Origin of the sequence: Paracoccus fontiphilus, from assembly GCF_017356265.1 — a bacterium.
Lineage (GTDB): Bacteria > Pseudomonadota > Alphaproteobacteria > Rhodobacterales > Rhodobacteraceae > Paracoccus > Paracoccus fontiphilus.
On the sequence record NZ_JAFNAW010000002.1, the window covers coordinates 69,657 to 90,073 of the forward strand.

The following is a 20,417-nucleotide window of genomic DNA, read 5'->3' on the forward strand; positions in this document are numbered from 1 at the left end:
ATGCGGCAATACCATGACGCCCTGCGGGCGGTTCTGGAACAAGGGCACGAAAGTTCGGACCGGACGGGCACCGGCACGATCAGCCATTTCGGGCTGCAATGCCGTTATCCGCTGGCCGACGGCTTTCCGCTGGTGACGACCAAGAAGCTGCACCTGAAGTCGATCATCCACGAGTTGCTGTGGTTCCTGTCGGGCGACACCAACATCCGCTACCTGAAGGACAACGGCGTCTCGATCTGGGACGAATGGGCGGACGAGAGCGGCGACCTGGGCCCCGTCTATGGCCACCAATGGCGCCGCTTCCCGACGCTGGTGCCCAGCGGGATGGATGCTGATGGACAGCCGCTGTTCTTCGCGGGCCATGTCGACCAGATCGCCGATCTGGTCGAGGCGATCCGCAAGACGCCGGACTCTCGACGGCTGATCGTCTCGGCCTGGAACCCGGGCGATGTGCCCGACATGGCGCTGCCGCCCTGCCATACGCTGTGGCAGGTTCGCATCCTGGCAGGAAAGCTGCACCTGCAGCTTTACCAGCGGTCGGCGGACATGTTCCTGGGCGTGCCCTTCAACATCGCCTCCTATGCGCTGCTGCAGGTGATGCTGGCGCATGTGACCGGGTATGAACCGGGGGATTTCATCCACTCCATCGGGGATGCGCATATCTATTCCAACCACCTCGACCAGGTGCGGACCCAGCTTGCGCGGAGCCCGAAACCCCTGCCCCAGCTTCGCGTGCGGCGCGATGTCCCGTCGATCTTCGATTTCCGGTTCGAGGATTTCGAGGTGCTGAACTATGACCCTGATCCGGCCATCAAGGCCCCGGTCGCGGTCTGACCGATGCTGACCCTGATCGCAGCCCGCGACCGCAACGGCGCCATCGGCAAGGACAACGACATTCCCTGGCGCGTGCCCGAGGATCTGGCCTTCTTCCAGCGCGAAACCACCGGCGGCGCGGTCGTCATGGGCCGCAGGACCTGGGAAAGCCTACCGTTCAGGCCGCTCAAGAACCGCCTGAACCTGATCGTGTCATCGGACCCGGCAGTTGCCGAGCAGGTCTTCCCCTCGCCAGAAGCTGCGGTCGATCACGCGCATCAGGCGGGGCATCGGCGCGTCTATGGCATCGGCGGGGCGGGCATCTATCGCGCGCTGCTGCCGCTGGCGGACCGGCTGCTGCTGACCCAGGTGGACGTGGCCGTGCCGGATGCCGACGCCTTCTTTCCCGACTTCGACAGAAACGACTGGCACTGCCTCGGCTCCGTCCCCCTGCGCGCGGCCGATCCAGGCTGCGTCCTGTTCGAATACCTGCGTCGCCGCTAGCGGTTTGCACCCTGCGGCGCGCCATGCCAAGCTGCCGGCAATCCGCGGCACGACAAGGAGAGCCCCATGAACATCCGCTATCTGCACACGATGGTCCGCGTGAAGGACCTGGACAAGACCATGGCCTTCTTCAAGCTGCTGGGGCTGGAGGAAACGCGCCGCATCGACAACGACAAGGGCCGCTTCACCTTGGTCTTCATGGCCCCGCCGGGCCAGCCGGAGTGTCCGGTCGAACTGACCCACAATTGGGACGGTGATGACGGTCTGCCCTCGGACAGCCGCCATTTCGGCCATCTGGCCTATCGCGTCGGCAACATCTACGAGATGTGCCAACGGCTGATGGACGCCGGGGTCACGATCAACCGGCCGCCGCGCGACGGACACATGGCCTTCGTGCGTAGCCCCGACAATGTCTCGATAGAGCTGCTGCAGGAAGGCGACCACCTGCCCCCGGCCGAACCCTGGGCCAGCATGGAAAACACCGGCAACTGGTAAGGCCGCCGCCGGTCAATAGATATAGCGGATCTGCTCCAGCCAGAACCGCTCGATCCGGCGGCTTTGCAGGTTCACCTGCTCCAAGGGCGGGTCCTCCAGCACGCCGGACATCGCCAGGCCTTCGGCATGGCGCAGGAACAGCCGGTGGACCATGTCGCGGATCGCCTGGCCTTCGCCCGTCAGCTTGACCCGCACGGACCGGCGGTCCATGTCGCTGCGTTCGTGATGGACATAGCCCATCGTCACCAGCTTCTTCAGATTATAACTGACATTCGACCCCTGATACATGCCGCGGGACCGCAACTCGCCCGCCGACACCTCGGATTCACCGAGATTGTACAGGATCATCGCCTGCACCGGGGTCAGGTCATGCTGGCCAAGGCGTTCGAATTCGTCCTTGACCAGATCCAGCATCAGCCGGTGCAGGCGCTCAAGAAGCTGGAGAGTTTCCAGATAGGATTCGGTCGTGTCCGCCAAGTCAGGCAGGGCCTGAACGTCGGCCTGGGGGCGCATGTCGCGCGGTGCGGGGGAAATCATGGCGTCTCGCGGTCCTGATTTGTTCCTCATGACCGCAGCATTGCCCCAAAATCCAAAATCTTCAGTTAATGCAACGCAACTTGTCGTAGATATTGGAGAAAATTTTAGCGAACGGGCTTCAGCCGGTGCGACGCATGTTCGGCGATCCTGTCCAGCATGGGCGAAAGACCCGCCGGCCCGCGATTGTCGCCGCCATTGATCCGGGCGGTCACCCACAGGTACAGATCCTGGTCGTTTTCCGTCAGCACGGCCTCGTAGGCATCCAGATCCTGCAGGGAAAGCTCGGCCAGGGGGCCATCGGCGAAATGGCCCAGGATCAGGTCCATTTCCTTCATTCCACGCCGCCAGCTGCGCATCTTGAGGCGGCGCAGGCGAATCTCGGCTGTTTCGGACATGTGTCGTTCCTTCCAGGGCGCGACGGCGCGCTTGTCGTTCGTGATCCGGCAGCATAAGCCATGCGGGACCGCCGTTCAAACCGCCGAGGGCCGCCCATGGGTTTTCTGTCCGACCGCCTGTCCCGAATCAAGCCCTCGCCCACGATCGCCATGACCGGACGTGCGGCCGCGCTGCGGGCCGAAGGACGCGATATCATCAGCCTGTCCGCGGGCGAGCCGGATTTCGATACCCCTGCCCATATCCGCGACGCCGCGAAGGCCGCCATCGATGCAGGCCACACGCGCTATACCGCCGTGGACGGAACGCCGTCGCTGAAGCGCGCCATCTGCGACAAGTTCGCCCGCGAGAACGGGCTGGACTACGGCCCTTCGCAGATCACCGTGGGCACCGGCGGCAAGCAGATCCTGTTCAACGCGCTGCTGGCCACGCTGGATGAGGGGGACGAGGTCGTCATTCCCGCGCCCTACTGGGTCAGCTATCCCGACATGGTGCTGCTGGCGGGCGGCAAGCCGGTCATTGTCGAATGCAGCCTGGACCAGGGCTTCCGCCTGACCCCCGAGGCGCTGGAGGCCGCGATCACGCCCCGGACCAAGTGGCTGATCCTGAATTCGCCGTCGAACCCGTCCGGCGCCGGCTATGATCGCAAGGCCATGCAGGCGCTGACCGATGTGCTGCTGCGTCACCCGCAGGTCTGGGTTCTGGCCGACGACATCTACGAGCATCTGGTCTTCGACGACTTCGAATTTGTCACTCCCGCTCAGGTCGAGCCGCGCCTGAAAGACCGGACCCTGACCATGAACGGCGTCAGCAAGGCCTATGCCATGACCGGCTGGCGCATCGGCTATGGCGCCGCGCCCGAGGCACTGATCAAGGCCATGGCGAAGCTGCAGTCGCAATCGACATCGAACCCGTGCTCGATCAGCCAATACGCGGCCGAGGCGGCGCTGACCGGGCCGCAGGACTATGTCACCGAAAGCCGTGCCGTGTTCCAGCGCCGCAGGGACCTGGTGGTCGCCGGGCTGAACGCCTGCCCCGGCATCGAATGCCCGACCCCGCAAGGGGCCTTCTACGTCTACCCCTCGATTAGGGGCTTGATCGGCAAGGCGTCTGCCGCGGGAACCCGCATTTCCGACGATGAGGCCTTCGCCAATGCGCTGCTGGAGGAAACCGGCGTGGCGGTCGTCTTTGGCGCGGCATTCGGCCTCAGCCCGCATTTCCGCATCTCCTATGCCACCAGCGACGAGCAGCTGACGGAAGCCGTGGGCCGGATCCGCCGCTTTTGCGAGGGCTGCAACTGACCCTTTGGCCCGCGCGTTAGTCGCGACAGGCACAAGGGAGACAAGAATGCTCAACCACAATGCAATGGTCGTCGTGGCCGATGGCCATTCCGCAACGCTGTTCCGCAACAGCGCCAAGCACGGGATCGACCTGACCGAGGCCGAGCGGCTTACGCCCGAGAGCCTGGACCAGCAGAAGACGGACGACGGCGCGCCGGCCATCGTTCCCGGCGGCGAGGATGCCGCGACTTTTGCAAGCCAGTTGGCCGATCACCTGAACGCCATGGCCTTGAAGCACAAGTTCGATGATATCGTGGTGATTGCCGATCCGTCGACGCTGGGAATCCTGCGCAAGCGGTATCACAAGGAACTGCAGTTCCGCCTGCGCAAGGAAATCGCCAAGAACCTGACCAATTCGGACCTGAGCGCCATCGAGGACGCCTTGGCCTGATCCGCCCCTGCGCCGCCCCCTGTTCAGGGCGGCGCTATTGCGCCGTCCAGCCGCCGTCCACGCTGATCGTCGTTCCGGTGATCTGGGCCGCCGCGTCGCTGCACAGGAAGACGGCCGTGTCCCCCATCTGCTCGACCGTGGCGAATTCCTTGGACGGCTGACGTTCCAGCATGACGTTCCTGATCACCTCGTCGCGCGTCATGTTGTATTCCTTCATCGTGTCCGGGATCTGCGCCTCGACCAGCGGCGTCAGGACATAGCCGGGGCAGATCGCGTTGCAGGTGATCTGCTCCTTGGCGGTTTCCAGCGCAGTCACCTTGGTGAATCCCACCAGACCATGCTTCGCCGCGACATAGGCCGACTTGTAGGCGCTTGCCGTCATGCCGTGCGCCGAGGCGATGTTGACGATCCGCCCCCAACCGGCCTTGCGCATCATCGGAAGCGCCGCCGCCGTCGTGTGAAAGGCCGAGGTCAGGTTGATGGCGATGATCGAATCCCACTTGTCGGTCGGAAAGTCGGGAATCGCCGCCACATGCTGGATGCCGGCGTTGTTGACCAGGATGTCGCAGCGGCCCGCCTGCCCGATCAGCGCGCGGCATTCGTCACTTCTTGACATGTCGGCCTTTATATATCTGACGCTTACGTCATGTTCCTCAGCCAGTTTCCGGGCAAGCGCATGATCTTCCTCGCGGTCCGAGAAGCTGTTAAGCACGATGTCGGCGCCCGCCCGGGCCAGCCGATGCGCCACGCCCAGGCCGATACCCGAGTTAGAACCCGTCACGATTGCCGTTCTACCCCTTAGAAACTTCTCGAACATCGCCCCTCCACCATCGCTGATCGTCATGTCCGGGCATTGTCGATGGCCCGGTTTGCAGCCGCAGAATGGGCAAAAAAAAACGCCCGCACAAGGCGGGCGCTAGTCATGAGGCAGGTTTCATACAGGCAAGAAACCTATCGAGCAGTAAGGTATTTATACGCCAATGCCCGCCAGAGTCCAACGAATAAGTCTCACCTGCCATTGACGATCTTCATCCGAGTTTGTTGAAATTGTACCGAAAACAAAAAAATCGAGCGGTCGGGCAATGCAAATCTTAAGAAACCTTAACAAATCCGCGACTATGCGCGCTTTGCCCCTGATTTTCGGGGCTTTTTCAGGTGTTGCATCTATGCCGCTTTCAGCATGGGCCGAACCGTCCCACGCCCTTGCCATGTATGGAGAACCGGCGCTATCGGAGGGATTCACCGTCCTGCCCTATGCAAATCCGGATGCGCCCAGGGCAGGAACGATTCGTCTGGCCGAACCCGGCGGTTTTGATTCGCTGAAGCCTTGGGTTCTGAAAGGCAATGCCGCCTGGGCGGTGGGGGTCCATGTCACCGAAACCCTCATGTACCGGACCCTGGACGAGCCCTTTACCCTTTACGGGCTGCTTGCCCAATCCGTGGATGTCGCGCCGGACCGCGGCTGGGTGGAATTCACGCTGCGGCCCGAAGCGCGGTTTTCCGACGGCACGCCCGTCACCGTCGAGGACGTAATGTGGTCCTATGAGACCTTGGGCACGCAGGGGCATCCCCGCTATCACGGCGCCTGGTCCAAGGTCGCATCGATGGAACAGACCGGAGAACGCAGCCTTCGCATCACCTTCAGCGAAAAGGACCGCGAACTGCCGATGCTGATGGGAATGCGCCCGGTCCTGAAGAAGGCCCAGTGGCAGGGCAAGGACTTTTCCGCGTCGAGCCTCGAGGCGCCGATCGGATCAGGGCCGTATCTGGTCGACGCCGTTGATCCCGGCCGCTCGATCACGTTCCGGCGCAATCCCGATTACTGGGGCCGCGACCTTGCGGTGAACCGCGGTCGCAACAACCTTGACGTCATCCGCTATGACTACTTCGGCGACGCCAATGCCATGTTCGAGGCCTTCAAGGCGGGCGAGGTCACGGTCTGGCGGGAACTTTCTGCCCTGAAATGGGACCGTGACTACAATTTTCCCCTGATCCAGCGGGGCGACGCCGTCAAGGCCGAGATCCCGCACGCCCGCCCCTCCGGCATCATGGGCCTGGTGATGAACACCCGCAATCCGCTGTTTGCCGACTGGCGCGTGCGGCAGGCCATGATCGAGGCGTTCAACTTCCGCTTCATCAACGCGACGCTGAACGGCGGCAAGGACAAGCGCATCACCTCGTATTTCGCGAACTCGGACCTGGCGATGCTGCCCGGCCCCGCCACGGGGCACGAGGCGGAGCTGTTGCAGCCCTTCGCCGCCGAGCTGCCGCCGGGAACCATCGAGGGATACACCCTGCCCGAGGGGTCGGACCGCGCCCTTGACCGCGCCGGCCTGCGCCGTTCCATACAGCTTCTGGCCGAGGCGGGATGGACGGTGCGCGACGGCGTGCTGCAGAACGCCGAGGGCCGGCCCTTCGCCTTCGAAATCCTCTTGAACCAGTCCGGCACCGCCATGCGGACCGCGTCGGAAACCCAGCAGATCGCCGACATCTATGTCCAGGCGCTGCGGAATCTGGGGATGCAGACGCGGATCACGCTGCTGGACCCGGCGCAGTTCGTGCAGCGCACCAACGCCTTTCAGTTCGACATGACTTGGTATGAACGCGCGCTCTCGCTGTCGCCGGGGAACGAACAGCTGCTTTACTGGGGATCAGCCGCCGCCGACCAGCCGGGCAGCCGCAACTGGATGGGGATGAAAAGCCCCGCTGCCGAGGCCGTGATCGCCGAGATGGTGAATTCCGAATCCGAGGCTGATTTTACCTCATCGGTCCGTGCCTTGGATCGAATCCTGACTGCCGGGCGTTACGTGATACCGGTGGGATACTCGCCGGTCTCGCGGCTGGCTCATGCGGCGGACCTGCGGTATCCTGTCCAAACAACGCCACTCTACGGAGATTGGCCGGGCTTCATGCCCGAGCTTTGGTGGCAGGAGGCAGAGGAATGAAAGCAGTGATGGTCACATTGCTGGCCTGCGGTTTGCTGGCTGGCTGCAACACGGTTGCCGGGGTCGGAGAAGACATCACCGGCATCGCAACTTGGGCGCAATCGTCGATGGGAGGCGGCTACTGATGAAATGGCACCACGTGCAGGAAAACTGGGCCGCCTTCTACGAGGCCATCGTCGAGAAATGGCCTGATGTCGACGAAGCCGACCTGGATGAAATCGACGGCGATCAGCGCGCCTTCGTGGCCTACCTCGCCGAGGCGACCGGCCAGGAAGCCTCCGAGATCCGCGAGGAAGTCCGCGAATGGCTTGCCGGAGAAATCCCCTCGGACGTGGTCATGGACCCCAACCACGACAATCACTCGATCGCGCTGAGCGGCAAATACGTCAACGAGGGCGAGGACGAATACTCCGACGACGCCCGCTTCGGGGACGATGACGAGTATCCCAACGACGGCGACAACTAGGGATCAGACGCCGCGCGGCCCCCACAGGATCAGCGCTGCGCCCGCCAGGCAGATCGCGGCGCCCGCAAGATCCCACTGATCGGGCCGCCGCCCCTCGATCAGCCACAACCATGACAGCGAGGCGGCGATGTAGACGCCGCCATAGGCGGCATAGGCGCGTCCGGCGTGATCTGCCGGGGCAAGCGACAGCAGCCACGCGAACAGCGCCAGAGACGCCATTCCAGGCGCCAGCCACAGCGCAGACCGCCCCAGCCGGAACCAGGCCCAGAATGCAAAGCATCCGGCTATTTCCGCCAGGGCGGCAAGGATATAGAGGGCGACGGTCTGCATCACGTCGCCGGATACCGCAACCTGCCCGCAGCGTCCACGGCCCTTTCCAGTTGCAACAAGCGCCGGGGTCTGTCAGATGCACCCCGACGGAAAGGCATGATCAGGGAACCGTCGCCATGAACCGCACCGTGAAGATCGCTGTCGGCAGCATCGTGGTCGGGATTGTCGTCCTGGGGCTCAAGACGCTGGCCTGGCGGGTGACGGGCTCGGTTGCGCTGCTGTCCGACGCCCTGGAAAGCACGGTCAACGTCGCGACCGCCCTGGCCGCGCTGATCGCCATCCGCATCGCCCAGCGGCCTGCGGACCAGGGCCACCCCTACGGGCATCACAAGGCCGAGTTCCTCAGCGCCGTACTGGAAGGCGTGATGATCATCGTCGCCGCCCTGCTGATCCTGGAGGAAGCCTTTCGCGGCATCATGGAGCCGCAGGCGCTGGATGCCCCGGTCGAGGGGCTGCTCATCAACGTCGCCGCCAGCACGATCAATGCGGGGTGGTGCTGGGTGCTGCTGAACCAGGGCCGCAGATTGAAATCACCCGCCCTTGTCGCTGACGGCAGGCACCTGCTGTCGGATGTGGTCACCTCGATCGGGGTGATCGGGGGGGTCCTTCTGGCGATCGTCACCGGCCACGCCATCCTGGACCCGATCCTGGCGGCGGCGGTCGCGGTCAACATCCTGTGGTCCGGTTGGAAGGTGATGACCGCTTCGCTGGGCGGGCTGATGGACCAGGCGGTGCCGGACGATACGTTGCACGCGATCCGCAGCACCATCTCGGACCAGGCGCATGGGGCGATCGAGGCGCATGACCTGCGCACCCGCCATGCCGGCAGCATGACCTTCATCGACTTCCATCTGGTGGTGGACGGCGAAACCTCGGTGTCCGAGGCCCATGCGATCTGCGACCGGATCGAGGCCGCACTGAAGCGCCGCCTGGACGACGCGCAGATCACCATCCATGTCGAACCTGAACACAAGGCCAAGCATTCGGGCGTGCTGGTTCTCTAGGCGGCCAGCCGCACCCAGACGGGAACGTGGTCGCTGGGCTTTTCACCCGCGCGGGCTTCCTTGTCGATGCCGGTTTCGACCAGCAGGTCGGCTGCCTGCGGCGACAGCAGCAGGTGGTCGATGCGGATGCCGTCGTCCCGGGACCATGACCCGGCCTGATAGTCCCAGAAGGTGAACGGCCCGCGCGTGGCCCAGGGGTCGCGGATGCGCACGGCATCGGTCCAGCCCTGGTTGACGATCCGCCGGAAGGCCGCGCGGCTTTCCGGCAGGAACAGCGCGTCATCCACCCAGGCCTGCGGTCGGGCGGCGTCGCGCGGCTCGGGGATGATGTTGAAATCCCCCAGCATCACCACCGGCATCTCGCTGGCCAGCAGTTCGGCCCCGCGCTGGCGCAGGCGCTCCATCCAGGCCAGCTTGTAATCGTATTTCGGCCCCGGCGCGGGGTTGCCGTTGGGCAGATACAGCCCGGCGATGCGGACCGCCTGCGCGCCCACCACCGTCGCCTCGATGTAGCGGGCCTGTTCGTCCGTGTCGTCGCCGGCAAGGCCGCGCGTCACGTCCTCCAGCGGCAGCTTCGACAGGATCGCCACGCCGTTGAAGCCCTTCTGGCCGTGGGTTTCCACCGTCCAGCCCAGATCCTCGAAATGGGCGCGGGGAAAACCCTCGTCCACGGACTTGATCTCCTGCAGGACGACCAGATCGGCCGCCGATCCCGCCAGCCAGTCGGTCAGCGCCTGGATGCGGGCCTTGACGCCGTTGATGTTGAATGTCGCGATTTTCATGGGCCGGATCATGGGCGACGGCGCAGCGATTGGCAACGGGGCGTCAAGCCGCTACCATCCTGCCATGCCGCCCCTGTTCGCCCTGCTGGTGATGATCGCCCTTGCCCTGCCTGCCGCGGCCGAGGAACGGCCGGGCGCGGGTCTGCTGTGGAACCGCAGCGGCCTGCCCGCGACCCTGCCGCTTGTGGTCACGACCATGCCGGGGCAGGACTATGCCATCTTCCTTCGGAAACCCGACACCGACAGCCGGGTGGTGGCCGGATACATCCATGGCGGAGAGCCCTTTCGGCTGCTGGTGCCGCCCGGCTCATGGGACATCAGCTTCGCCCATGGCCGTGACTGGCAGGGCGAGGACGAGTTGTTCGGACCGGAAACAGGATGGATCAGCCTTGACCGCCCCCTCGGGTTCGAAGCGGGGATCGCGCGCAGGCGCGGCCATATCATCCGGCTGATCGAAGGCGACGGGGGGATCAAGGTTGCGTCGCGCGATCCGCTGGACATCTGCCAGGACCTGACCGTCACGACCGAGATCGTCAAGCGCGACGAGGACCGCGAGGGGCTGAACATCTTGCCCGCGCCGGGCCTTGAGGATCTCCGCGACGACTTCGACACCTTCCCGCGCAACGACTTCAACCGGCTGCCCACCCCCGGCCTGCGCCAGATCGAGACGGAACTGGACACCCGCAGCCGGATCTGCCCCTAGATCGAAGCCCGGCGGCGAAGGCGGCTAGATCGAGAAGGACGTGCCGCAGCCGCAGCTGGACGAGGCGTTCGGGTTCTCGATCACGAAGCGCGCGCCGATCAGTTCGTCGGCAAAGTCGATGGTGGCCCCGGCCAGGTAGGGCAGCGAGACCGGGTCCACGACCACCTTCTGCCCTGCGCCTTCCAGAACCAGATCGTCCGACTCGGCCCGGTCCAAGCGGATGTCGTACTGGAAGCCCGAACACCCCCCGCCAGAGACCGCCACGCGCAGGGGCCGGACGTCCCCCGAATCGTTGATCTCGGCCAGGCGGGCAAAGGCGCGTTCTGTGACTTTGGGCGGCAGGTTCATGGGGCGTTCCCGTTTTCGAAGGCCAGCCCTGAATATAGGGTCAACGGCACCTGTTGCAAGGAAGGCCCCTGCCACCGTGATCGCATCTTACGCCTGCCATCCCGAAGCCAGCCGCGGGCGGCTTCACCTGGAACGGATGTCCACCTTCCGCAGCCCCTGGCAGCGCGACCGCGACCGCATCATCCACTCCAGCGCCTTCCGCCGCCTGAAGCACAAGACCCAGGTCTTTGTCGAACATGACGGAGAGGCCTATCGCGGCGACTATTTCCGCACCCGCCTGACCCATACCATCGAGGTCGCGCAGGTCGCCCGCACCATCGCGGGCGCGCTTGGCCTGAACACGGATCTGGCCGAAACCGTGGCCCTGGCGCACGACCTGGGCCATCCCCCCTTCGGCCATACCGGAGAGGATGCGCTTGCCGCCCTGATGGAACCCTATGGCGGCTTCGACCACAACGCCCAAGCCCTGCGCATCGTCACGCGTCTGGAACGGCATTACGCCGACTTCGACGGGCTGAACCTGACATGGGAGGCGCTGGAGGGCATCGCCAAGCACAACGGCCCGGTGACCGGCCCCCTGCCCTATGCCCTGGCCGAGGTGAACGCCCAGTGGGATCTGGAACTGCACACCAACGCCAGCGCCGAGGCGCAGGTCGCGGCAGTGGCCGACGACGTGGCCTACAACCACCATGACCTGCATGATGGCCTTCGCGCCGAACTGTTCACGGAAGCTGAACTGGCCGAACTGCCCGTGGTCGGCCCTGCCTTCGCCGAGGTGGACCGCCTGTATCCCGGCCTCGACCCCACCCGTCGCCGCTACGAGGCGCTGCGCCGGGTCTTCGGCGTCATGGTCGAGGACGTGATCGCCGTGGCCCAGAACCGCCTGGCAGGCTTGCAGCCGCAATCGGCACAGGAAATCCGCGACATGGACGGACCGATCATCCGCTTTTCCAAGCCGCTCTACCAGAACATCAAGGCGATCAAGTCCTTCCTGTTCACGCGCATGTATCGCGCGCCTTCGGTCGTCGTCGAACGCAGCAATGTCACGGCGATGCTGAACGACCTGTTCCCGTTGTTCCTGCACGATCCCGGCCAGATGCCGGATCACTGGTGCAGCGTCGCCAGGTCCGCGGGGGACGAAACCCAATGCGCCCGTGTCGTTCTTGATTACGTCGCAGGCATGACTGACCGCTTTGCCATCGCGGAACACCAGCGGCTGTTTCCCAGTCGCTGATATTTGCGCCCGGCATGAACCGCTGCTTGCCCCACGCGTTCGGACGTCGAAGCATCAACGCATGGAGGAACAGACGATGTTCACACGCAGCGGATCGGCCATCTGGCAGGGCGGACTGAAGGACGGCAAGGGCACGGTCTCGACCCAGTCGGGCGCGCTGAAGGATCTGGCCTATGGCTTCAACACCCGGTTCGGCGACGAACCCGGCACCAACCCCGAGGAACTGATCGGCGCAGCCCACGCGGCCTGCTTCAGCATGGCCTTGTCGAACATGCTGTCCCAGGCGGGCATCGGCGGCATCGACATCCAGACCACCTCGAAGATCACGCTGGAAAAGGACGGCGACGGATTTACCGTCACCAAGGCGCATCTGGTCACGCGGATCTCGGGCGACGGCGACAAGGCGCAGATCGAGGATCTGGCGCGGAAGGCCAAGGAAGGCTGCCCTATCTCGAAGCTTCTGAACGCCGAAGTCACCATGGACGCGACGGTCGCCTGATGCGCATCCGGATCGGGTACGAGATGACGATCGAGACGGCTCAGGAAACCCCCCTGATCAGTCTCACCACCCCGGAAGCCGCGCGTCACCGCGACTATGTCTTCCCCGAGGATTTCCGGACAACGCCATCCGTCCCGGTCCAGAGCTATGTCGATCGCTATGGCAACATCTGCCGGCGCATGGTGGCGCCGGCGGGCCGCTTCACCCTTTTCGACGACATCACCGTCAACGATCCCGGCTTGCGGGACGAATCGGACGTCAACGCCCGCGAATGGCCGGTGGAAGCCCTGCCGACCGACGTGCTGGGCTTCCTGACCGCATCCCGCTATGTCGAGACGGACCTAGTCAGCGACGAGGCTTGGAATCTGTTCGGCCATGTCGCGCCGGGCTGGAACCGTGTCCAGTACATCGTCGACCACGTCAACGGCAGCCTGGTCTTCGACTACAAGTTGGCATCGCAGTTCCGCACGGCCGCCAGCGCCCGCAACGACCGGGTGGCGGTCTGCCGCGACTTCGCGCACCTGACGCTGGCCTATCTGCGGGCGCTGAACATCCCGGCGCGTTACGTCAACGGCTATGTGGGCGACATCGGCGTGCCCCGCGCCGCGGCCCCCATGGACTTCGCCGCCTGGATCGAGGTCTTCCTGGGCGGCAAGTGGTGGACCTTCGATCCGCGCAACAACCAGCGGCGCATCGGCCGCGTGGTGGTGGCGCGCGGCATGGATGCCGCCGACGTCCCGCTGATCAACACCTTCGGACCCCATACCCTGACGGGTTTTCGCGTCTGGTGCCATCCGGTCGATGAGCAGGGCAACGAACTGGACGGGATGCTGTTCGGCTGACGCTTGCCATTCCGTCCGGGGCGTGACTTTCTGGCCGCGCCCATCCGAGGAACGCCATGCTTCCCTTTCGCGGCCTGTCGGCCTTTCCCATCACCCCGGCCGATCCTGACGGCACGATCCGCTGCGCCGACCTTCGCGCCATCCTGCAGCGCGCCGAAAAGGCCGGGGTCGATTCGGTCTGCGTCCTGGGCAGCACCGGCGGCTATGCCTATCTGGAACCTGGGCAACGCCGCGTCGTGACCGAGGTGACGGTGGCCGAGATCGGCGGACGGGTGCCCGTCATCGTGGGCGTCGGCGCCCTGCGCACCGATGTCGCGCAGTCGCTGGCGCGTCACGCCCGCGAAACCGGCGCCGATGCGCTGCTGGTCGCGCCCATGTCCTATACGCCGCTGACCGATGACGAGGTTTTCGCCCATTACGCCGCCATTGCCGAGGCGGGCGACCTGCCGATCTGCATCTACAACAATCCGACGACGACCCATTTCACCTTTTCCACCGATCTTCTCGTCCGCGTGTCCGGCATCCCGCAAATCCGGGCGGTCAAGATGCCGCTTCCTGCCGACGGCAACTTCACGGGGGAGATTGCCGATCTTCGTGCCCGGCTGCCCGACGGGTTCTCGGTCGGCTACAGCGCCGACTGGGGATGCGCGGCCGCCATGCTGGCGGGTGCGGACGCCTTCTACAGCGTCGCGGGCGGCACATGGCCCGCCGAGATGCTGCGCCTGGTCCGGGCCGCGCAGTCCGGCGACGCGGCCGAGACCGCGCGGATCGAGACGGCCTTCCAGCCGATGTGGTCGCTGTTTCGAACGTCCAGCAGCTTTCGCGCCGTTCACCGTGCCGCGAATCTGCTTGGCCTGACCGACGCACGGCCCCCGCGTCCCATCCTGACCTTGCAGGACCAGGACGACGCCCTGCGCCGGGCAATGGACGCGCTGACGGCGATCTAGTCATAGCATACCGTTGCATACCGATTGCCTATCGGTCCCATGCCCGTTAGAACCGCGCCAAACCGCGAGGGAGCCTTCCGATGACCAAGACCCGCACCGAGACCGACAGCTTCGGCCCGCTGGAGGTTGACGCCAGCAAATACTGGGGCGCTCAGACGCAGCGTTCGATCCAGAACTTCCCCATCGGCTGGGAACGCCAGCCGGTCGCGATCATCCGGGCACTTGGCGCGATCAAGCTGGCCGCGGCGCGGGTGAACCAGGCCAACGGCGATCTTGACCCTTCCATCGGCAAGGCCATGGAACAGGCCGCGACCGAGGTTTTCGAGGGCAAGTTCGACGACAACTTCCCGCTGGTCGTCTGGCAGACGGGTTCCGGAACCCAGTCGAACATGAATGCCAACGAGGTCATCTCGAACCGCGCCATCGAGATCCTGGGCGGCGAACTGGGCAGCAAGAAGCCGGTTCACCCCAACGACCACGTGAACATGGGCCAGTCCTCGAACGACACCTTCCCGACGGCGATGCATGTCGCCATCGGCATGGTCGCGCGCGACACGCTGATCCCAGGCCTGGAAAAGCTGCACAAGGCCCTGGTCGCGAAGTCCGAGGAATTCAAGGACATCATCAAGATCGGCCGCACCCATACCCAGGACGCGACCCCGCTGACGCTGGGCCAGGAATTCGGCGGCTATGCCCACCAGGTCGCCAAGGGGATCGAGCGGGTCAAGGCCTGCCTGGGCGACATCTACGAACTGGCGCAAGGCGGCACGGCGGTGGGCACCGGGCTGAACACCAGGAAGGGCTGGGACACGTCCATCGCGGCCGAGATCGCGAAGATCACCGACCTGCCCTTCGTCACCGCACCGAACAAGTTCGAGGCCCTGGCCGCGCATGACGCGATGGTCATGTTCTCGGGGGCGCTGAAGACGGTCGCGGCGTCCTTGTTCAAGATCGCCAACGACATGCGCCTGCTGGGATCGGGTCCGCGTTCGGGTCTGGGCGAGCTGATCCTGCCGGAAAACGAGCCGGGGTCGTCGATCATGCCGGGCAAGGTCAACCCGACCCAGGCCGAGGCGCTGACCATGGTCTGCGCACACGTGATGGGCAACGATGCCGCCGTGGGCTTCGCCGGATCGCAAGGGCATTTCGAACTGAACGTCTACAACCCGATGATGTCCTACAACGTCATCCAGTCGATGCAGCTTCTGGGCGATGCGGCGGGGTCGTTCACCGACAACATGGTGGCGGGCACGCAGGCCAATGTCGCCCGCATCGACAAGCTGATGAAGGAATCGCTGATGCTGGTGACGGCGCTGGCGCCGACCATCGGCTATGACAACGCCACCAAGGTCGCCAAGACCGCCCACAAGAACGGCACCACCCTGCGCGAGGAAGCCATCGCCCTGGGCCTCGTGGACGGCGAGACCTTCGACCGCGTGGTCCGCCCCGAGGACATGATCGGTCCCAAGGGCTGATCGCCGCTTGACCGGATCGGGTGGGGGCGCGGTATGATACCCGCGCCCCTTTCCATCGGAGCCGCATGACCAAGATCATCAACCTGCGCCAGGCCCGCAAGCAGCGCGACCGCGACATCAGGCGTGCCGCAGGCGATGCGAATGCAGCCAAGTTCGGCGAGGCGAAGCCTTCGCGTCAGGCGCGCCAGGCGGAAGCGGATCGTGCCGGACGGGCACATGAGGCCCATCGTCGTGACGACGCCCCGGGCGATGCTTGACCTGCCCCCCATGACGCCGCCGCAGAAGCGGTCGGTCACCATCGACGGGCACCGCACCTCGGTCTCGCTGGAGGATGCGTTCTGGCGCGGCGTGGCCGATGCCGCCAGGGCTCGCGGCATGACGCGGGCGCAACTGATCGGGAAGATCGACCATGCCCGCCCGCCCGAGGTGGGGCTGGCAACGGCGCTGCGATTGTTCGTGGTGTCGGAATTGCGGCGATAGCCGGGGGACTTCACGTCCCCCGGACCCCCTGTGGGATACTTTCACCAAGGCAAAGAGCCGTCAGGCGCGCAGCGTGCCTCCGGTCGCCTTCTGCACCTTCTCGATGATCTTCTGGCTGACGGCGTCTATTTCGGCATCCGTCAGGGTCTTGTCGCGGGGCTGCAGCCGGGCGGTGATGGCGACGGACTTCTTGCCGCCCTCAAGGCCGGTGAACTGGTCGAAGACAGTCACGCTTTCGATCAAGGCCTTGTCGGCGCCGGTGGCGGCATTCACCAGGGTCAGCGCCTCGACCTGCGGGTCCACGACGAAGGCGAAGTCACGTTCGACCGCCTGCAGTTCCGAAATGGCCATTGCCGGACGCGTTGCCGTGCGGGTCTTCGGGAAGGGCACGCTGGCAATGCGGACGGTGAAGGCGACCGCCGGCCCCTTCACGTCGAAGGCGCGCAGGATGCGGGGATGGATTTCCCCGAACGTCGCCAGCACGTTCGGCCCGAGCGCGATGTTGCCCGCCCGCCCCGGATGCCACCACGGGTCCAGCTTGCGGTTCACCTGAACCTTGGCGGGCACGCCGATGGCCGCCAGCACCGCCTCGGCATCCGCCTTGACGTCATACAGATCGACCTTGCGACGGCTGCCGAAGGGATCGCGGGGCGCCGTATTCCCGACCATCAGGCCAGAAATCTGCGTGGCCTGCTCGCCCGGCTCGCCACCGGCAAAGATCGGGCCGAGTTCGAACAAGGCCAGGTCGGCAAAGCCGCGCGCCTGGTTGCGGGCGGCGGCGGCCAGCAGGCCCGGCAGCAGGTCGGGGCGCAGATGCGTCATCTCGCTGCTGATCGGGTTCTCGACCTGAACGGCATCCGAGCCGCCGCCGAACAATTCGGCGAAGGCTTGGTCGATGAAGCTGTAGGTCACGCATTCGTTGTAGCCAAGCGCAGCCGCCTGGCGTCGCGCTGCCCTTTCCCGCACCTGCAACGGGGTCAGCACCGGCTTCGGCACGCCGGGACGCGGACGCGGCAAGGGCAGGCCCTGCAGCTTGGTCAGGCTGGCGATGCGGGCGATCTCCTCGACCAGGTCGGCCTCACCCAGGACGTCGGGGCGCCAGGACGGCACATGCGCCATGTCGCCTTCCATGCGGAAGCCCAGCGCCGTCAGCGTCGCGCGCTGCACATCCGCCGGGATGTCCAGACCGACAAGGCTGGCGGTCCGCGCCGTGTCCAGCCGATAGGCCCGCGCCGTGTCGGGGACTGCCCCGGCCTCGACCACCTCGGACGGCTCACCCCCGCAGAGATCGAGGATCATCCGCGTGGCCAGTTCCAGGCCCGGCCGGGTGAAGGCCGGATCGACACCGCGTTCGAAGCGGTAGCGGGCGTCGCTGTTGATCTTCAGGGCACGGCCGGCGGTCGCAATGGCGATCGGGTCCCAGTAGGCGCTTTCGAGAAACACGTCGGAAGTCTGTTCCGAACAGCCGGAATGTTCGCCACCCATGATGCCGGCGATGCTCTCCGGGCCGTTCTGGTCGGCGATCACCATCGTGCCTTCCGGCAGGACATAGGTCTTGCCGTCAAGGGCCAGGATCTGTTCGCCCGCCGCTGCCGGACGCACTTGCAGGTCGCCGAAAACCTTCGCCATGTCAAAGACATGCAGCGGTCTGTTCAGATCATAGGTGAACAGATTGGTGATATCGACAAGTGTGTTGATCGGGCGCAGGCCGATGGCGCGCAGCCGATGCTGCAGCCATTCGGGGGCGGGACCGTTCCTGACACCCCGGATCACCCGACCCGCGAAAAAAGGCGCCTTGTCGGCGACAGCCCGGTCGATGGTGACCGCGACAGGGCTGGCGAAGCCCCCCTCGACCCCCATGCCCGACACCGGTTTCAACGTCCCGAGTCCCCGGGCGGCAAGATCGCGGGCGATGCCGTGGACGCCAAGCGCGTCGGGACGGTTCGGCGTGATCTTGATGTGGATCATCGGGTCCACCTTGTCCGGCGCATTCAGCGCCAGCCAGTCCACGAAGCGCTGCCCGACCTCGCCCGAGGGAAGCTCGATGATGCCGTTGTGTTCGTCCGACAACTCCAGCTCGCGCTCGGAGGCCATCATGCCGTGGCTTTCGATGCCGCGGATCTTGCCCACGCCCAGCGTCACGTCGATGCCGGGCACATAGTCGCCGGGCTTGGCCAGCACCACGGTGATCCCCTCGCGAGCGTTCGGGGCGCCGCAGACGATCTGCTTTTCCCCCTCGTCCGTAAGCACGCGGCAGACACGCAGCCGGTCGGCGTCGGGATGCTGTTCCGCGTGCAGCACGCGTGCCAGCGTGAACGTCCGCAGCTTGGCGGCGGGGTCACGGACATCCTCGACCTCCAGGCCCAGGTCGGTCAGCGCCTCGGTGATTTCGGCAAGGGTGGCGGTGGTATCGAGATGCTCTTTGAGCCAGGAGAGGGTGAACTTCATGACATGGCTTTCCGGTTTCGCGCCCGTGGCGTTTGCCAGTCTTGAACCGTTCATGCGCGCAATGGTCAAGCATCAAGCCGGATTTCGCGCCGATCAATGATTGTTTATCGCCCGATCGGGTGCCACAGTCCCCCGACCCGCCCCAAGATGGAGTTCATCGTGACGCCGCACCGCCTTTTCCTTCCTGTCGCCCTGACCATCGTAGCGTCGCATGGCCTGCCCGCCCTGGCGCAGGAGGCGCCTGCCGACCCGGGGGCTTGCGGCGCGGCGCAGGTGCAGTGGCTGGCCCAGGACGAGGCTGGACAGGACGTCTCGGCCGCGCAGGCGGCCTTGTCGGCGCAGGTGCAGGTTACAGGAAGTCGGGACACGGTGCTGGCCTTTCGCGCCACGGCGGAACGTCAGTCGCTGAGGGTCGAGGCGCGCACCGAGAACGGCGATCCGGCGATCTCTCTGCTGACCGGGGACGGCGATGTCATCGCGGAAAACGACGACACGCCCGTGTCGCTGAATTCGCGGGTGGAAACTGCCGTGGGGCCCGGCATCTACTGCGTCGCGGTCCGGTCGGTGGGCGGCGGCGACATGGCGGCCACGGTCCAAGTATCGCGCCCCGAGCAGCCCGCCTTGCTCAACGAGGAGAGCGAAAGCGCGGGTAGCGGCAACCAGATCGCCGCCTGCACGCCCGACACGGCCGCGACTGCCCTTGGTGAGGGTGCGATGGACGAACGGCTGGCGCAGGGGCCGGTCAGCACGACGCAGGATGGCACGCAGGTCGGCTATTACCGCTTCAGCCTGTCGCAACCCATGCCGGTGACGCTGCGCGCATCCAGCCCCACACTGGACCCCTACCTGAAGCTGTTCGACGCGCAAGGGGTGCTTGTCGGGGAAAACGACGACGCCGACGGCCTGAACGCGCGGCTGGACTTCGTGTCGACGCTTGCCGCGGGCGACTATTGCATCGGCGCCGCAAGCCTGAGCGGCGAGGCGGGCGAGCTGACCATCACCGCCGAAAAGCTGGACCCCGAAACCTTCCTGCGCAATGCCTACCGCAAGGGAGAACTGAACCCGCCGGCGGATGGCAGCTATCCGGTCCAGTCCGTGGACCTGACGCGGCAGAAGCAGACAGTGGTCCTGCATGACGGCACCGCGCAATGGCTGGGATTTGACCTAGACCAGCCGACGGTGGTGATCGTCAGCGCCTACGGCTCGCTTGTGGGGGCCGATCCGCGGCTGGTGCTGTTCGCCGCCTCGGGCGCGCTGGAGGCCGAAAACGACGACGTGGACGGCAGCACCAATGCTCGTGTCGGGCCTGTCCTTCTGCAGCCGGGGCGCTATCACCTGGGTGTCGTGGATGTCAGCCGCGCCGACGGGGCCGCTGGCCCCATCCGTCCAATCGGCCTCATGATCGAGCGCTTCCTGCGGGCCGAGTGATCCTTGTGCCGGG

25 protein-coding genes are annotated in these 20,417 nt (G+C 65.4%); 18 read left to right on the top strand and 7 right to left on the bottom strand.

The window, feature by feature from the left end; all coding sequences use genetic code 11:
• The 3 genes from J0F76_RS01430 to J0F76_RS01440 all read left to right on the top strand — a co-directional run bounded on the left by J0F76_RS01430 (position 1) and on the right by J0F76_RS01440 (position 1,812).
• Positions 1 to 834, top strand: coding sequence for a thymidylate synthase (locus J0F76_RS01430; RefSeq protein ID WP_207464930.1), 834 nt, complete (start codon positions 1 to 3; stop codon positions 832 to 834).
• Between the two features lie 3 nt (positions 835 to 837).
• Positions 838 to 1,317, top strand: a complete 480-nt coding sequence (locus tag J0F76_RS01435; RefSeq protein WP_207464932.1) for a dihydrofolate reductase — start codon at positions 838 to 840, stop codon at positions 1,315 to 1,317.
• A 66-nt stretch (positions 1,318 to 1,383) separates the two neighbouring features.
• Positions 1,384 to 1,812, top strand: a complete 429-nt coding sequence (locus J0F76_RS01440; protein WP_207464934.1) for a VOC family protein — start codon at positions 1,384 to 1,386, stop codon at positions 1,810 to 1,812.
• A gap of 12 nt (positions 1,813 to 1,824) precedes the next feature.
• Here the strand turns inward: J0F76_RS01440 and J0F76_RS01445 are convergent, their stop codons facing one another.
• Positions 1,825 to 2,325 (bottom strand): MarR family winged helix-turn-helix transcriptional regulator, encoded by a 501-nt coding sequence (locus tag J0F76_RS01445; protein WP_207465101.1) that lies wholly within the window; start codon positions 2,323 to 2,325, stop codon positions 1,825 to 1,827.
• A gap of 128 nt (positions 2,326 to 2,453) precedes the next feature.
• Positions 2,454 to 2,744, bottom strand: a complete 291-nt coding sequence (locus J0F76_RS01450) for an FAD assembly factor SdhE (protein WP_207464936.1) — start codon at positions 2,742 to 2,744, stop codon at positions 2,454 to 2,456.
• A 96-nt stretch (positions 2,745 to 2,840) separates the two neighbouring features.
• On the opposite strand from J0F76_RS01450, the gene J0F76_RS01455 reads away from it, so the two are divergent.
• Both J0F76_RS01455 and J0F76_RS01460 read left to right on the top strand, forming a co-directional pair.
• Positions 2,841 to 4,043 (top strand): pyridoxal phosphate-dependent aminotransferase, encoded by a 1,203-nt coding sequence (locus J0F76_RS01455; RefSeq protein WP_207464938.1) that lies wholly within the window; start codon positions 2,841 to 2,843, stop codon positions 4,041 to 4,043.
• 46 nt (positions 4,044 to 4,089) lie between these two features.
• The gene (locus tag J0F76_RS01460) at positions 4,090 to 4,473 is read left to right on the top strand and encodes a host attachment family protein (RefSeq protein ID WP_207464946.1); all 384 of its coding nucleotides are present in this window, start codon (positions 4,090 to 4,092) and stop codon (positions 4,471 to 4,473) included.
• Between the two features lie 34 nt (positions 4,474 to 4,507).
• On the opposite strand, the gene J0F76_RS01465 is transcribed toward J0F76_RS01460, so the two are convergent.
• Complete coding sequence (locus tag J0F76_RS01465; RefSeq protein ID WP_207465103.1) at positions 4,508 to 5,290, bottom strand: 3-hydroxybutyrate dehydrogenase; 783 nt, start codon at positions 5,288 to 5,290, stop codon at positions 4,508 to 4,510.
• A gap of 391 nt (positions 5,291 to 5,681) precedes the next feature.
• Between J0F76_RS01465 and J0F76_RS01470 the strand changes: the two genes are divergently transcribed.
• The 3 genes from J0F76_RS01470 to J0F76_RS01475 are packed head-to-tail and all read left to right on the top strand — an operon-like array spanning position 5,682 to position 7,884.
• The gene (locus J0F76_RS01470) at positions 5,682 to 7,418 is read left to right on the top strand and encodes an extracellular solute-binding protein (protein WP_423227356.1); all 1,737 of its coding nucleotides are present in this window, start codon (positions 5,682 to 5,684) and stop codon (positions 7,416 to 7,418) included.
• Entirely contained in the window at positions 7,415 to 7,543 is a 129-nt protein-coding gene (locus J0F76_RS21125) for a hypothetical protein (protein WP_278250391.1), read from the top strand. The genes J0F76_RS01470 and J0F76_RS21125 overlap by 4 nt, the downstream gene beginning before the upstream one ends.
• The gene (locus J0F76_RS01475) at positions 7,543 to 7,884 is read left to right on the top strand and encodes a hypothetical protein (protein WP_207464950.1); all 342 of its coding nucleotides are present in this window, start codon (positions 7,543 to 7,545) and stop codon (positions 7,882 to 7,884) included. The genes J0F76_RS21125 and J0F76_RS01475 overlap by 1 nt, the downstream gene beginning before the upstream one ends.
• Before the next feature lie 3 nt (positions 7,885 to 7,887).
• Here the strand turns inward: J0F76_RS01475 and J0F76_RS01480 are convergent, their stop codons facing one another.
• A complete protein-coding gene (locus tag J0F76_RS01480; protein WP_242689907.1) occupies positions 7,888 to 8,214 on the bottom strand; it encodes a YnfA family protein in 327 nt (108 codons plus the stop codon).
• Between the two features lie 116 nt (positions 8,215 to 8,330).
• Between J0F76_RS01480 and J0F76_RS01485 the strand changes: the two genes are divergently transcribed.
• Positions 8,331 to 9,218, top strand: coding sequence for a cation diffusion facilitator family transporter (locus tag J0F76_RS01485; RefSeq protein ID WP_207464954.1), 888 nt, complete (start codon positions 8,331 to 8,333; stop codon positions 9,216 to 9,218).
• Here J0F76_RS01485 and xth read toward each other — a convergent pair.
• Positions 9,215 to 10,000: an exodeoxyribonuclease III gene (gene xth, locus J0F76_RS01490; RefSeq protein WP_207464956.1), complete on the bottom strand. Its 786-nt coding sequence runs from the start codon at positions 9,998 to 10,000 to the stop codon at positions 9,215 to 9,217. The genes J0F76_RS01485 and xth overlap by 4 nt on opposite strands.
• A 64-nt stretch (positions 10,001 to 10,064) precedes the next feature.
• Between xth and J0F76_RS01495 the strand changes: the two genes are divergently transcribed.
• The gene (locus tag J0F76_RS01495; protein WP_207464958.1) at positions 10,065 to 10,703 is read left to right on the top strand and encodes a hypothetical protein; all 639 of its coding nucleotides are present in this window, start codon (positions 10,065 to 10,067) and stop codon (positions 10,701 to 10,703) included.
• Positions 10,704 to 10,727: 24 nt separating this feature from the next.
• Here the strand turns inward: J0F76_RS01495 and J0F76_RS01500 are convergent, their stop codons facing one another.
• Positions 10,728 to 11,051 (bottom strand): HesB/IscA family protein, encoded by a 324-nt coding sequence (locus J0F76_RS01500; protein ID WP_207464960.1) that lies wholly within the window; start codon positions 11,049 to 11,051, stop codon positions 10,728 to 10,730.
• Positions 11,052 to 11,127: 76 nt separating this feature from the next.
• Between J0F76_RS01500 and J0F76_RS01505 the strand changes: the two genes are divergently transcribed.
• From J0F76_RS01505 to J0F76_RS01535, 7 genes are all read left to right on the top strand, one after another.
• Positions 11,128 to 12,285, top strand: a complete 1,158-nt coding sequence (locus tag J0F76_RS01505) for a deoxyguanosinetriphosphate triphosphohydrolase (RefSeq protein WP_207464963.1) — start codon at positions 11,128 to 11,130, stop codon at positions 12,283 to 12,285.
• 76 nt (positions 12,286 to 12,361) lie between these two features.
• The gene (locus J0F76_RS01510) at positions 12,362 to 12,784 is read left to right on the top strand and encodes an OsmC family protein (RefSeq protein ID WP_207464965.1); all 423 of its coding nucleotides are present in this window, start codon (positions 12,362 to 12,364) and stop codon (positions 12,782 to 12,784) included.
• Complete coding sequence (locus J0F76_RS01515) at positions 12,784 to 13,626, top strand: transglutaminase-like domain-containing protein (protein WP_207464966.1); 843 nt, start codon at positions 12,784 to 12,786, stop codon at positions 13,624 to 13,626. Before J0F76_RS01510 ends, J0F76_RS01515 begins: the two co-directional genes overlap by 1 nt.
• A 56-nt stretch (positions 13,627 to 13,682) precedes the next feature.
• Complete coding sequence (locus J0F76_RS01520; RefSeq protein ID WP_207464968.1) at positions 13,683 to 14,573, top strand: dihydrodipicolinate synthase family protein; 891 nt, start codon at positions 13,683 to 13,685, stop codon at positions 14,571 to 14,573.
• An 80-nt stretch (positions 14,574 to 14,653) separates the two neighbouring features.
• On the top strand, positions 14,654 to 16,048 hold the full coding sequence (gene fumC / locus J0F76_RS01525) for a class II fumarate hydratase (protein ID WP_207464970.1): 1,395 nt from the start codon (positions 14,654 to 14,656) through the stop codon (positions 16,046 to 16,048).
• A 65-nt stretch (positions 16,049 to 16,113) separates the two neighbouring features.
• Complete coding sequence (locus tag J0F76_RS01530; protein ID WP_207464972.1) at positions 16,114 to 16,305, top strand: DUF4169 family protein; 192 nt, start codon at positions 16,114 to 16,116, stop codon at positions 16,303 to 16,305.
• Positions 16,265 to 16,528 carry a ribbon-helix-helix domain-containing protein gene (locus J0F76_RS01535; RefSeq protein ID WP_242689908.1) on the top strand — a complete coding sequence of 88 codons (264 nt, stop codon included), beginning with the start codon at positions 16,265 to 16,267 and terminating at the stop codon, positions 16,526 to 16,528. The genes J0F76_RS01530 and J0F76_RS01535 overlap by 41 nt, the downstream gene beginning before the upstream one ends.
• A gap of 60 nt (positions 16,529 to 16,588) precedes the next feature.
• On the opposite strand, the gene pheT is transcribed toward J0F76_RS01535, so the two are convergent.
• On the bottom strand, positions 16,589 to 18,976 hold the full coding sequence (gene pheT / locus J0F76_RS01540; protein ID WP_207464974.1) for a phenylalanine--tRNA ligase subunit beta: 2,388 nt from the start codon (positions 18,974 to 18,976) through the stop codon (positions 16,589 to 16,591).
• Positions 18,977 to 19,123: 147 nt separating this feature from the next.
• On the opposite strand from pheT, the gene J0F76_RS01545 reads away from it, so the two are divergent.
• Entirely contained in the window at positions 19,124 to 20,404 is a 1,281-nt protein-coding gene (locus J0F76_RS01545) for a hypothetical protein (protein WP_207464976.1), read from the top strand.
• Positions 20,405 to 20,417 lie beyond the last annotated feature (13 nt).

Coding starts and splice junctions, on each gene's coding strand:
- J0F76_RS01450 (WP_207464936.1), bottom strand. CDS start 2,744: ATGTCCGAAACAGCCGAGATTCGCCTGCGCCGCCTCAAGATGCGCAGC.
- J0F76_RS01510 (WP_207464965.1), top strand. CDS start 12,362: ATGTTCACACGCAGCGGATCGGCCATCTGGCAGGGCGGACTGAAGGAC.
- fumC (WP_207464970.1), top strand. CDS start 14,654: ATGACCAAGACCCGCACCGAGACCGACAGCTTCGGCCCGCTGGAGGTT.
- xth (WP_207464956.1), bottom strand. CDS start 10,000: ATGAAAATCGCGACATTCAACATCAACGGCGTCAAGGCCCGCATCCAG.
- J0F76_RS01455 (WP_207464938.1), top strand. CDS start 2,841: ATGGGTTTTCTGTCCGACCGCCTGTCCCGAATCAAGCCCTCGCCCACG.
- J0F76_RS21125 (WP_278250391.1), top strand. CDS start 7,415: ATGAAAGCAGTGATGGTCACATTGCTGGCCTGCGGTTTGCTGGCTGGC.
- J0F76_RS01535 (WP_242689908.1), top strand. CDS start 16,265: ATGAGGCCCATCGTCGTGACGACGCCCCGGGCGATGCTTGACCTGCCC.
- J0F76_RS01440 (WP_207464934.1), top strand. CDS start 1,384: ATGAACATCCGCTATCTGCACACGATGGTCCGCGTGAAGGACCTGGAC.
- J0F76_RS01445 (WP_207465101.1), bottom strand. CDS start 2,325: ATGCGCCCCCAGGCCGACGTTCAGGCCCTGCCTGACTTGGCGGACACG.
- J0F76_RS01500 (WP_207464960.1), bottom strand. CDS start 11,051: ATGAACCTGCCGCCCAAAGTCACAGAACGCGCCTTTGCCCGCCTGGCC.
- J0F76_RS01495 (WP_207464958.1), top strand. CDS start 10,065: ATGCCGCCCCTGTTCGCCCTGCTGGTGATGATCGCCCTTGCCCTGCCT.
- J0F76_RS01530 (WP_207464972.1), top strand. CDS start 16,114: ATGACCAAGATCATCAACCTGCGCCAGGCCCGCAAGCAGCGCGACCGC.
- J0F76_RS01520 (WP_207464968.1), top strand. CDS start 13,683: ATGCTTCCCTTTCGCGGCCTGTCGGCCTTTCCCATCACCCCGGCCGAT.
- pheT (WP_207464974.1), bottom strand. CDS start 18,976: ATGAAGTTCACCCTCTCCTGGCTCAAAGAGCATCTCGATACCACCGCC.
- J0F76_RS01545 (WP_207464976.1), top strand. CDS start 19,124: ATGGAGTTCATCGTGACGCCGCACCGCCTTTTCCTTCCTGTCGCCCTG.
- J0F76_RS01435 (WP_207464932.1), top strand. CDS start 838: ATGCTGACCCTGATCGCAGCCCGCGACCGCAACGGCGCCATCGGCAAG.
- J0F76_RS01475 (WP_207464950.1), top strand. CDS start 7,543: ATGAAATGGCACCACGTGCAGGAAAACTGGGCCGCCTTCTACGAGGCC.
- J0F76_RS01465 (WP_207465103.1), bottom strand. CDS start 5,290: ATGTTCGAGAAGTTTCTAAGGGGTAGAACGGCAATCGTGACGGGTTCT.
- J0F76_RS01485 (WP_207464954.1), top strand. CDS start 8,331: ATGAACCGCACCGTGAAGATCGCTGTCGGCAGCATCGTGGTCGGGATT.
- J0F76_RS01430 (WP_207464930.1), top strand. CDS start 1: ATGCGGCAATACCATGACGCCCTGCGGGCGGTTCTGGAACAAGGGCAC.
- J0F76_RS01480 (WP_242689907.1), bottom strand. CDS start 8,214: ATGCAGACCGTCGCCCTCTATATCCTTGCCGCCCTGGCGGAAATAGCC.
- J0F76_RS01515 (WP_207464966.1), top strand. CDS start 12,784: ATGCGCATCCGGATCGGGTACGAGATGACGATCGAGACGGCTCAGGAA.
- J0F76_RS01470 (WP_423227356.1), top strand. CDS start 5,682: ATGTATGGAGAACCGGCGCTATCGGAGGGATTCACCGTCCTGCCCTAT.
- J0F76_RS01460 (WP_207464946.1), top strand. CDS start 4,090: ATGCTCAACCACAATGCAATGGTCGTCGTGGCCGATGGCCATTCCGCA.